Source organism: Salmonella sp. SSDFZ69 (assembly GCF_004010755.1).
In the GTDB taxonomy this organism is placed as follows: domain Bacteria; phylum Pseudomonadota; class Gammaproteobacteria; order Enterobacterales; family Enterobacteriaceae; genus Salmonella; species Salmonella enterica.
Genome location: NZ_CP034832.1, coordinates 1 through 11,550 on the forward strand (window position 1 = coordinate 1; position 11,550 = coordinate 11,550).

The following is an 11,550-nucleotide window of genomic DNA, read 5'->3' on the forward strand; positions in this document are numbered from 1 at the left end:
ATGACTAAAGAGAAAGATACTGAGCAGCAGGACCTGGTCACCAGGGCTTTCTCTGTTAGAGAGAAAGAATCAGGTAAAGACATCATTTTGCGTCCTAACAGCAACCGTACGGTGCAGTCTATTGCTTTGATGCGGCTCGGGCTGTTCGTCCCATCACCAAAGAGTGTGGGGCGTCAAAATCGGGAATATAAAACGGTTGGCTTTGACGCAACGAAAGAGTTACAGACGCTCTCTTTAATGGAGAGCGAGGGGTTCACCAATATTTCAATTGTCGGTGAGCGTCTTAATATGTCAGTAGATTTTAAGACGTGGATGGGCATCATTCGAACCTATGCCAATCATCCGGTTAACAATGACACGATAAGCTTAAAATTCACTGAATTCCTCAAGCTATGTACGCCTGAAAATTATCGCTCATCTACAGCGTCCAGAAAACGTATAGACGCCTCCTTACGCAGGTTAGCATCCGTTACCTTGTCGTTCACCAGTAATAACTCGTCCAAAGTCTATACAACGCATCTGGTACAGTCTGCCCTGTTAGACCCGGAATCAGATCAGGTTGTCCTTCAGGTTGATCCTAAGATTTTCGAGCTCTATCAATACGATCATAAGGTTTTGATGCAGCTGAAGGCAATTAAGGAGTTGGCCAAGAAGGAAAGCGCCCAGGCTCTCTATACGTTCATAGAGTCATTACCGCCAAATCCTATACCGATATCCCTTACTCGGCTGAAAAATCGTCTGAACCTCAAAACACGAGCAAATAGTCAGAATGCTACCGTGAGAAAGGCTCTTGAAGAGTTGGCATCGATAGGATACCTCAAGTACACCGAAATTAAGAAAGACGGAAAAGTATACTTCCAGATTCATAAGCGGGATCCCGATCTGAATTTGAACAATACTCAGCCTCCTTTAGAAGTGGTTGAAGATGAAGAAGAGAACTCAGGGTCTTCTGTTTTAGAAGGTGAGTTATGCCCACCAGCTGACCCGATTGACGGCGATGATGTTCTTACCGTCCATGATTTAACCGCTGAAGAACTGCGCTATATTCGTAGTCTTCGAAGCCAGAAAAAGAACAGCAACGCCAGCTAAAGTTAACCCGGCGGTTTAGGCTCCGGGTGCTAAATTACTTCTTCGATTTTCGTTAGTCCCAGCCCGCTCTTTCACGTCAACGGTAATGAGTCAAAAGTCATTACCGTTGTCATTGTTCTCTACCACCCTATGTAGATCGAGATTGCGAAATTCAACGCTTTCTCCTGAGTCACCTGTTAACACCCGGTTTCTACGCTTTACTTCATTGGCCAGTACATCCAACGGAAAATATCGTAACGGGGTGACAATGGCAGTGAGTTGACCCACTCACTACCATCGACATTCAAATCCCGGCTTCTCTGGTAGCTATAGTGACAATGGTAATGATGTGTACCTTACTGGCATTGTCATTGTCCTCCGAGTGTGCGTTCAGCTTTGGGAGGACACCGGAACTTAATGCGGCGAGTCACGGCCATTGTGAATCTCGATTGGATTGGCGAATACGGCTTCCGGTTGGGCCAGATGTCAATGGTTATGCTTCATCCAGCTCATTACTGTAGTCATTGCCGTTCAGTTGAGCTGATGCTCCTCTCATTCTATATGGCGACAACGGTAGTGAGCCCAGAAAGTGACTACCGTTGTCATGGCCGTCCAGTAGAGCGGGTCAACCTCTTAACTCACAGGGTGACAACGGTATTGAGCCCAGAAAGTCACTACCGTTGTCATGGCCGTCTGGTTAAGCAGATCATCCTCTCAATTCACAGGGTGACAATGGTAGTGAGCCTATTAAGTCATTACCGTTGTCATTGCCATCCAGAAGAGCGGATGATCCTCTCAATTCATACGGCGACAATGGCAGTGAGCCCAGCAAGTCACTTCCGTTGTCATAGCCTTCCAGAAGAGCAGATGAGCCTCTTAATTAACAGGGTGACAACGGTAGTGAGCTCATTAAGTCATTACCATTGTCATGGACGTACAGCTGAGCTGCTCATCCTCTCAATTCACACACCGACAATGGTAGTGAGCTATTAAAGTCACTACCATTGTCATATACGTCCAGTTAAGTGGACCATCCTCTCAATACACACGGTGACAACGGTAGTGAGCCATTAGAATCACTACCGTTGTCATTGCTTTTCAGGTGCACTGATAAGGCTCTCAATAGACACGACGACAATGGCAGTGAGCAATTAGAGTCACTACCGTTGTCATTGCTTTCAGCTGAGCTGATAAGGTACGTCATTTACACGATGACAATGGCAGTGAGCCAATCGAGTCACTACCGTTGTTAATGCCGACCAACCGAGGGAAGGGTCCGCTCAAAGAACTGAGTGACAACAGTAGTGAGATCATCCAATCACTACCATTGTCAGCTTAAACCTGTAGGACGAAGAGGCTTGTCCGATAAAATGACGACAATGGAAATGAGCCTATCCATCACTACCACTGTCATTAAAGTCCAGCGGTTCAACGTTAATCAGTAGCTCCGGATGACAATGGTTGTGAGTCAGGCAATTCCCAAGCATTAGGTGACAGCAGCGTAACACCTCTAAGCTCACTTCTGTTGTCAGGGGTTAGGGTATTGAGTCTCTACCGTCGTCAGTGTTTCTGAGACACCAGTATTGCAGATCACTACAATTGTCACTTAAATATCGACGGGGGAGTAGATGCAAGTGACTGGCTAACCAGTACCAGTTTAGATTCAAAACGATCCCATCTTTGTGGATGCGCTTGAGTAAGCTCGTATGACGATATGTCAGAGAAGTGACAACAGGTGTGAGTTGCCGGACTCACTCCCGTTGTCATCCCCGGTTGAAGGAAGAGAATCCCCGGGGCTGTATATTTACCAGGTATCCTTACTCAAGGGGTTCGACACTCACTCCCATTGTCGTAATCAACGAGTATGCATTGTCTTTTGAAAGCATCGCTGGAAACGTACGATTAAAGTAACTTTTCTTTCGGTTCTTCCTTGCGAATCTCTGAAGACGTACTGGCTGATCGGAGTCGAGGAGGGCAGTAAAATTGAAGCCGTCAGTTTTACTGTCGGCTCCGGGTAGTTACTTCAACTCGTCGATCTGAATCATGAATTCTGAGGTGCCAACTTTCCCATTTTCGGAAGGATAAACGGGTAACAGAAGATTATCCCCCTGGCCCATATCTATTTGCACCTCAACTGACTCGCCTGGAGCCGCCTGTGCCCCATTAAATTTAATACCGAAGGCTGCATCCTTCCGCACAGTCAGCGTTGCGTTCTGGACCCCTTTAGCAATTTCTCCATTTGTCTTACGCAGAACGTTAGTGGACAGGTACGCAAGTGGTACGCCATCTGTCGTTTTGAGAGGTGAACTGACCGACAATGTGCGTAGATTATGTAACTGCACAAGGTTATTCGGTAGATAACTGAACTTCTGAGTATAGGTTTTGGTATTCGACTGACTATCGGCAACTGTTACGCTAATTGAATAATTTTCAGATGGTTCGAAATTTGGGAACAGCCTCGGATACTCAGGCATGTATGTATCTTTGCCTGCCGGTGACCACGTAAGCTCAACGTTATCAGCTGTGGGGCCACCTACGAGCTGAAGACGGGTTATCCTCGGGGTTGTCAGATTATCTGCCAGAGCGATCCTGAGGTTCTCCAGGCCGTACACTACCGTATCGTCTTTTACCGGCTTTCCGTCGAATGTTATGGCCACTGTCGGAGGAGTGTTATCCAGAGCAATTTCTCCGAAAGTTTTATTGGTCTGGTTCTGGAAGAAGTCCCTGATGTTGACCTCAACGTTGTATTTTCCTTCAGACTGACGGGATAAATCATAAGCAATCGTGTAGTTACCTGAGATACGAGATTTGATTACGCCTGTTGGTGACATCCGGGTACCGGTGTTCTTATCGGAAAGATAAAATTCCCTCAATGAGACCGAGTCGAACCAGTTACCATCGCCTTCAAGTGACGCCAGTACATCCAGCTGCTTGTTAGTCTCGTCATATGATATCGAGTTTATTACCGGCAGTTGTTTATTGTTCCAGCGTGTCATAATCCATTGCTCAGACCGCAAAATGGGATTGCTGATGCTGCGAACGAAGTAAAGGATTCTATTGTAGCCCTGGGTACCCAAGGCCATATCAAACGTCTCAGGCGCTTCACACGAGGTTTTTCCTGCCGGAATGGTGCAGGTCGCCTTACCGCCGATCTCCTGTGCAAAGGGCCGGGCTTCAACGTTAAAACGAAGTCGGGAAATTTTAATTGGCAGTCGTGATGAAGCCACACTCTCAAAATCCTTCCACTTAACCCAGTTCCCCTTATCATCGAGGAAATCTACCCAGGTACCCGCAAATGCAGGCGTTTGGTTTGCAGATGGGTTTAGAACGAGGCTGTATGACGGATAATACCCTCCCCACTGGCCAAAGTTCGCCATACGAGCCATATCCCCATTAATTGAGCCATAGGGAAGAGTCATTTCAACATAAGCATAAGTGCTGTCTACAGCTATCTCTTTGGGGGCGGAATATTGATTGATGAACTGAAGCCCACCTTCTGAATAAGCACGGTAGTTAGATTTTGGGATCCGGTAGACTAATCGAATAGGGTTTTCGTTAACGACCATACCGGCTTTGTAAGCCGGATAATTAGAAACCCCGGGTACGACGCTGGAAGACGTATTTGGATCATGAACGGCCCACAGTGTCATCTCACCCAGCGTGTTGTCGTAGCGAAATTTTTGAGTTGGCAGCGTTCGGCTATTACCTGCGTTATCGAAGATAACAACTTTTGCAGTAAAGTCTTCATCCAGGTTGCTGTCTGGTATTCCGGTTCCCTTAACTGAATTCTTAGAGTAAGTGTGGTACATCTTTTGGCCGGATACGTCATACTGCATCTGTGTAGTGCTGTAGAGGCTACCGTCCTGCCTGTAAATATATATTAGGCCCTTATCAATACCATTTGCATCACTTACGCCCGAAGAGGTGAAGTCATACTGCCCCGTTGCCTCTAATCCAAGCTTCCACACGTCACCAGCGGTAGAGCCAGAACCAGTATTAGCGGTAAGAGCATTTGCCGCTGGAGGGGTGACATCAATTAGCCAGTTATAGTTATAGGTCGCTACAGGCTTCTGATTGAGATCTAACACGTTTATCTGAACGACAAATTTGCCTTCACCCAAAGCAGGCAAAGTTACTTTTTTGCCGTAGAACTCACTACCGTCAGCAGCTGTTAGTCGGTCTGATACACCCGTCCGTGTAGTCGTAGTATTAAGAATGACAGTTCCAGTGTCTTTCGTGACTTTGACATTAACGAAACGATCAAGACCTGAAATAAGTGTCAAAGTTACCGGTGATGCCGGATTAAGCATAAGACGAGAAGACGGGGCGTGGATCTCAATACCGTTCGTGTCCTTAAAGGCCGATTCATATATCTGAGCTGGGGCCTGAACAGACATACCGAGTCCGGCTACAGCAGTAATAAAAGCGAGATGTTTCATTCTTATTCCCCTTTAGGTTTGGTGTTATTTTAAGCTTTTCCTAAAGGTCACTATGTTCGTAAAAGTATAAAAAACTTCTCCATATGGTGCTCGAAATTACAAATCTATAATTTGCCTTTCGACAAACCTTATTGTGCGTTCAGGACGTAAATCTTTCTTTTTGGAATTACATCTGACATTGCTGTGGTATCCAAACTGGCAACGATTGCAAAACTTATAACATTAGCCTGAAACTATCGGCATCCACATATCGCATTAAGTGATGCTTTTACTTTGTGTAAAAAAGAATCAGGATAAATTAGGTATGACAGATATAAATGCGTTAACGGACGGCATATATGAATCAAAACCTGGCGGTATTACGCCACCAGTCGAGAGGGGAGTGAACCTCAGTCAGTACGTCTACCTTCGTTCCGCAAGGCGCTTCTTGTTGTGAATTACAAACTGCCCTGGCGAGAACTGCATCATTTCACCCCCAGCAACACACGTGCCTCTTCAACGGTTTGCCACGAAGGCATTGCTACGCCAGATTGACTGCCGTTGCCTCTGCGCTCACCGGTGTCACATTCTACATAAAGACGCATCAGCATCGCTTCTATTTCAGCGGCCCGGCTATTATCCATTACCAGTTCTGCTGCGCGTCGTAGCTGTTCTGGAATGTCATTCCACATTCCCGCACCACTTCTGTCTTTGTTAGTGAGCAAGTCTTCAATAGCAGATGAAGCCATGTTAAGCAGGTCAGCCGAAACTAAAGGCATCGGCGGGGCGGTATAGAGGATTCGACGTCTTCCGCGTCTGTCTGGATCGTATTTATCATAAAAAGCTTTGTTCACATCTTCCCAGTGCCACTGAAGTTGCCCGGTTGCGTCATGGTGGCAAAACTCGCACTGATAAACAGGCGCAATCGACATAACTGCCTTTCCAATACGTGCCAGTACAGCAACTTCGTCAGCTCTAAGACTCATTGCTTCGCTTGGGTTACTACCCTCGGAAAATTCCAAAATTTGTTCAATACGTTCTGGTGTGAAAGTGGTCATAGGCTTTGAAAACATATTTTTTCCAGTTGTGCTTACCATATCATCAGGCCTTAAGAGCGTTAGCGAATAATTAACAGGTCAGGACCAAAACTAAATCCTTCCCCCATACGGTCTTCATGACGGGAGACATATGCCTTACCGTATTTCTCCAGATCCTGTAAGCGATCTTTTGCCAGATTCCACGAGTATTCCTGGCCCCACACGGGTCCGTCACGCCCGTCAAAGCGGTCAGGTTTACAATTTGCTTTCAGAAGTGCGTAGACATGCTCCAGCGTGGGTAGCTGCAAAGCACTATTAGCCTGAGAAACGGCAGTATGCGTCATTTCTGTTCACTCTTTATTGATTTAGTCAGTTAAGCCGGTCAGGTAACTTTAACCGGCTACTCGTATTAAGATTTCTTTCCGGTTGCTTGTCAGTTAGCGGCGAAGATCAATTTCAAGGCGGGCTGTTTTGACCTTTGTTCCGGACTCCCTAAATGTATCATCCGGAAGAGGCGAAATTTGTCCGCCAAGTTGTTTGACTCGCTCCCTGAGCGCTTTTGTCAGTGTGTCTTCCCGGAACAATACCCCAGCTGACAGAATGGCCTGTAAGCGACCTCGCTTAGCGAGCATTGCGATGGCATGCATGACATGTTTAACGTCAGAGCGTTTAAGGAATGGTGGATTCATAACGATAACATCAAAAGTTTCATCGGGCTGGTACCCAAGAAAGTCGGTATGCACCAGCTCGGCCCCTGTGCTAAGGACACTATCGTTCTTCACTGCAAGGAATCGCTCATCGTTCAATTCGATCCCGGTAATCAATGCATCCGGAGCCGCCAGTTTTAAGGCTTTCAGAATGCGGCCATCACCAAACTCAGGCTCCAGAACACGTTCCCCGGCAGCTGGTTCAGCGCGTAGAACCATATCTGTGACTAAATTCTCAGGGGTAGGGAAGAAATTGAACAAATCACGTGGGATGTCGACCGAACCTGTCAGAATGATTTGCTCGATACGCTCAGCTGCATCCGCCGTAAAAATATGTGCCTGCTCTTTTCGGTTCCATTTGCCACCGGCAGCTTCCAGCACTTTGTTTGTCTTAACATAAATGCTGCGGTCGAGCTGGTCGGCCAGGAAAAGAAAGTTCCCTTCAGCACGGCAGCGAGATAAGACGTTCAGAACTTCAGTTGAGATTTGCATTAAAACTCCATTAAGAGGATTTACCCGCCTGGCGGCAGCGGGTTGGTTACTTAAACAGGACAATTCAGATTTGGCCTTGGTTAGTCGGCAGACAACAGCAGGGATGGGCTGTTATAAGCGAAGCGGTCAACGGGAGCCTTCTCAAATCGCTGACCGCTTGCATCAGGGGTCAGAACGAGTCCGTTATGGGCGCAATGAATGTGGAGCAACATATCCCCGCCGGTGTTGATGTGTAAGGCAGGCACACCCTGATCGATTTCGAACATGACACCAAAACAGGGGTTACCTTCCTTGTTAACAACTTCACAGTGGATGTTATGTTGGCCGGTAACGCTGACCTGATAGGCCTGACTGTCCTCTTCTCTCAGTGTTTCCTCCTCCAGGCGCCAGTCCTGAAGTGTGAGGCTAATTTCAGGGGTATCATGCTCCTTCTGAAGAGCCTGGATACCTTTACGGAACAGCTGCATCATTTCATGAGTAAGGCAGTCTTCCTCAGCTCCAAAATGTTCTTTCCAGCCTTCAGGATCTGCATACATCCAGACGTTTTTAGCGAGCGAAGGTAAGGAAGCATCAGGCTCTACAAGGAGGTGAGGGATGCTCTCTTTGATTCCGAGATAACGTACTGGCTGGCCGTTAAGCGGTAACCCATCCGGCACTGTAACTTCAGCTCCTGGCAAGACGACGCTGTTTACCAGACCTCCACAATGTTCTGCCACCACCCGGCCTAAATCTGCCATAAACATCCGATGCTTTTCTGGTGAGTCCAGCTCACCAAGGAGTTCAGGTTTAAGCAGTAAACCGGTAATAATCTCAGTCAGTTCACGAGGAGATACTAATTTATACATTTTGTTTTCCTTTTCTGTGTTGGCTTTATATTAACAATCCAGATGCACGAGCTAATAACCTCCAGACAACTTTTTCAAAAATTATATACTTAAAGCAGGGGCTAATATGCGCAAGAAATGAATTTAGGAAGGATGGCTTCAAATTTAACTTTTTGGTTTTTTATTTTAGACGGACTTTAAAATAGCATCGCTGGTAAAATAATAAACATGGTTTATTTTTTGTTTGTATTGACAATCAAATGGGTAAAAATTAATTTACTTACATGGCGTATATTTAATGCCACCGTCCCGGCGGCACCGGGCATAAAAGGAAAACCATCTTGAAACCAATGCTCAAAAAAGATTTTTTTTCAGCTATTGAAAACCTTCTCAAAGCTGGCTTTCAACCTCGCTTTTACACTGTTAACAGTGGACGAATCGGTCTCATTACATTCACTGATAAAAATGGAACAAAACAGGTCCCGCCGGGCAGAAAAGAAAAACATTAAAATTAGCTATTTTCCCGAAAAGATCTCGAACACTGAAAAAGTATCATGGGGAACCTGATCAGGAGACAACCCATGAAAATCAAACTAGCCCTGCTTATTGCATTTGCAGGTTTCAGCGCAGGAGCTTCCGCTGAAATCGCAGAATTCAGCTTTAAAGATACCCTGAACGTTAAAAAGACCGTATCGCCTGCATCCGTATGGATTAATCCGGTAACGAGCTTTGACGTTGCCGTTATTTCCGGTCTGGACCGTTATATTACGCTCAGTCTGCTGAAAAGTGACGGGAGCCTCATCTGGAGCACGAAAAGCAGCCTGGTTACCGTAGATGACCGTACCACATCTTCGACAGGCTTTGATTATTACGGCAAGACTCTGACCGTACCAGCGATGGGAGAAGATAGCTTCACCCTCAGAGAGGTGATTACCGACTTGCAAGGGAAGGAGGTCTCCCGGCAGGATTACCCGCTTGCAATTGACCGAACGCCTCCGGCAACGGGTACCATAAGTTATACGAGAAACGGGTGGAACTTTGGCAGCGAAGCGATCTTCACTTCAGTACCAGCCGGTATGCAGTACGCCAGCGTCCAGGCACTGGTCTTTAATGGACTGAGTGATAAAGGTTCCGGGCTTGCTAATGCTGAATATTTCATAACCGATGCCGCTGGAGTGGAGCGTAAAAAGCCAGCGGAAATTAATACAGTGGAAGGTAGCGTAACCGTTCAAGTCGCCGACGCAAGCAGCAATGCCCTGGCACCGGAAAACCGCTCTGAATATAAAGTGGGGATCTACCTTTATGACAAAGCGGGAAACAGGATCGAACTAAGCCGCCGAAGCGTAATTGATCGGGTTAAGCCTGACGATATCATCCAGGTGCAGGACGCCACTACCGGATCATGGGTCACTTATCAGTCTGGCATGACCGTCTTCCAGAACCCTATTTCCGTACGGGTATTAAGGAAAAAAAGTGACTTTACTGCTGTTAACGGTTCCAAATATGGCTGGGCGGACTCGAATTTCCAGACGTCCGATAGCACTTATAATATTTATACTTTCAAATACATATATCCCAATGTGGGGGATACTTATCATGAATTCCAGACTCTGGCAGGAGGAGTAAGACGAATTCATCATAACTCCCTCAACTTCACTCCAGCCCCGGCGATGGAAATAGCCCCGAAGATAGTGGCTAAAGAGATGTACCGGAGTGATACCAGTGAGTGGTTAACTCAGGCCTCAATCAGCGTTAAAACCGCCACCATTAGCCGCATAAAGGTAACCGCTGAACCCCGACCATACGTGCAAAAGTTCAGAACGGTAAAAAATGCAGCCTGGTTCTGCACTATACCTATCGGACAAAGTTCATGCGAGATGACGGTTAACTTCAACTACACCAGTGACAAAGGATTTGAGTATCTGCACCTTTACTCGGGAAAAGATGGTGACAGCATATTCGATGCGCTTGCTGGTAATTTTACGGTTATCTGGGATAACAACCCACCGGTGGTTAATGTCGCTCAGGTAAACAAGGCCTCCAAGACAATCACTATGACGGCCACCGATAATGATCGCGTCAACGCCTGGAACATCAGCTACTGGGATACCAAAGTTTTCGAAGCCACCCTTAAAAATGCCCGGGGGGAACCTTTCACGCTGAAGCCTGTGACCGTCAGTGAAAGCGATTATAAAACCAAAAACGCCACCTTCTCATACGCTGGTCTACCGGACGGGGATTATACGGTGGTTAGCGTCTCTGCCACGGATCTTGTTGGAAACACCGGAACCAAAACGCTTAATGCACCGCTGAAAATTGACTCAACGCTTCCGGTTATCGCGTTCAGTTTTAATGGCGCAGACGCAGAAGGAAAACTGGTTAAAGGGCTTGAGAACCTTCGCATAAGCGTTACTGATGCCTCTGGGGATGCTTCCCTGACATCGCTTCAGCTCGCTGGTGGACCTAACTCTGAAAAGGTCACCCTGGCATTCACGCCGTTATCCAAGGATGTCTTTATTCCGGAATACCCCAGAATCTTCCCCAACACTGACGAATCGGGACAGATGTATCATCTGGAGGCACTGGCTATTGACGAATCAGGTAACCGGACCACTAAAACGCTTAATTTTACCTACCAGCCTGCGAATCTGATTATGCTGGATAATCTCAAGACGCTGGCCACAGCCGTAGCACTGAAAGCAACGGACAACACGCCGCTGGCCATCATCCGAACCAGTGTGTTGCGGCGTCAGGACGGTTCTATCATTACCGGACAGTTAAACGGAACCCTGACTGTTCAGAAAAATGCCCAGTTCGGCGTTACGGTTGCCGGAGTTACGGTCCAGCCTGGTGAAACTAAATCGCTGTCACTGGATCTTGGTAATGGTGAAGAGCGCACGTATCCCGTTACTCCCGCTGTAAGTGGTCAATCTGGCACGGCCACATTTGCTATAGAATTCCCTCAAACATAAGCTCTTCAGAAGGGTGCGGTAGTATGCCGTAC

At 46.8% G+C, this 11,550-nt stretch carries 8 protein-coding genes; 3 read left to right on the forward strand and 5 right to left on the reverse strand.

The genetic code is table 11. The features are described from left to right. Positions 1 to 1,089 carry an IncHI-type plasmid replication initiator protein RepHI2 gene (repHI2, locus tag EOS98_RS23145; RefSeq protein WP_176704827.1) on the forward strand — a complete coding sequence of 363 codons (1,089 nt, stop codon included), beginning with the start codon at positions 1 to 3 and terminating at the stop codon, positions 1,087 to 1,089. Positions 1,090 to 3,086: 1,997 nt separating this feature from the next. Here repHI2 and EOS98_RS23155 read toward each other — a convergent pair. The 5 genes from EOS98_RS23155 to EOS98_RS23175 all read right to left on the reverse strand — a co-directional run bounded on the left by EOS98_RS23155 (position 3,087) and on the right by EOS98_RS23175 (position 8,567). After that, positions 3,087 to 5,507 carry an Ig-like domain-containing protein gene (locus tag EOS98_RS23155; protein ID WP_000681217.1) on the reverse strand — a complete coding sequence of 807 codons (2,421 nt, stop codon included), beginning with the start codon at positions 5,505 to 5,507 and terminating at the stop codon, positions 3,087 to 3,089. Positions 5,508 to 5,971: 464 nt separating this feature from the next. Continuing rightward, positions 5,972 to 6,583: a hypothetical protein gene (locus tag EOS98_RS23160; RefSeq protein WP_001572415.1), complete on the reverse strand. Its 612-nt coding sequence runs from the start codon at positions 6,581 to 6,583 to the stop codon at positions 5,972 to 5,974. A gap of 20 nt (positions 6,584 to 6,603) precedes the next feature. Further along, complete coding sequence (locus tag EOS98_RS23165; protein WP_000149861.1) at positions 6,604 to 6,867, reverse strand: hypothetical protein; 264 nt, start codon at positions 6,865 to 6,867, stop codon at positions 6,604 to 6,606. Between the two features lie 93 nt (positions 6,868 to 6,960). Next, entirely contained in the window at positions 6,961 to 7,722 is a 762-nt protein-coding gene (locus tag EOS98_RS23170; protein WP_001167416.1) for a methyltransferase, read from the reverse strand. An 80-nt stretch (positions 7,723 to 7,802) separates the two neighbouring features. Then, entirely contained in the window at positions 7,803 to 8,567 is a 765-nt protein-coding gene (locus EOS98_RS23175; protein WP_000277497.1) for a hypothetical protein, read from the reverse strand. Positions 8,568 to 8,887: 320 nt separating this feature from the next. On the opposite strand from EOS98_RS23175, the gene EOS98_RS24645 reads away from it, so the two are divergent. Together EOS98_RS24645 and EOS98_RS23180 are read left to right on the forward strand one after the other, a co-directional pair. After that, on the forward strand, positions 8,888 to 9,055 hold the full coding sequence (locus EOS98_RS24645) for a hypothetical protein (RefSeq protein ID WP_000803860.1): 168 nt from the start codon (positions 8,888 to 8,890) through the stop codon (positions 9,053 to 9,055). Positions 9,056 to 9,127: 72 nt separating this feature from the next. Beyond that, positions 9,128 to 11,518, forward strand: a complete 2,391-nt coding sequence (locus EOS98_RS23180; protein ID WP_000694550.1) for an Ig-like domain-containing protein — start codon at positions 9,128 to 9,130, stop codon at positions 11,516 to 11,518. Positions 11,519 to 11,550: the final 32 nt, after the last annotated feature.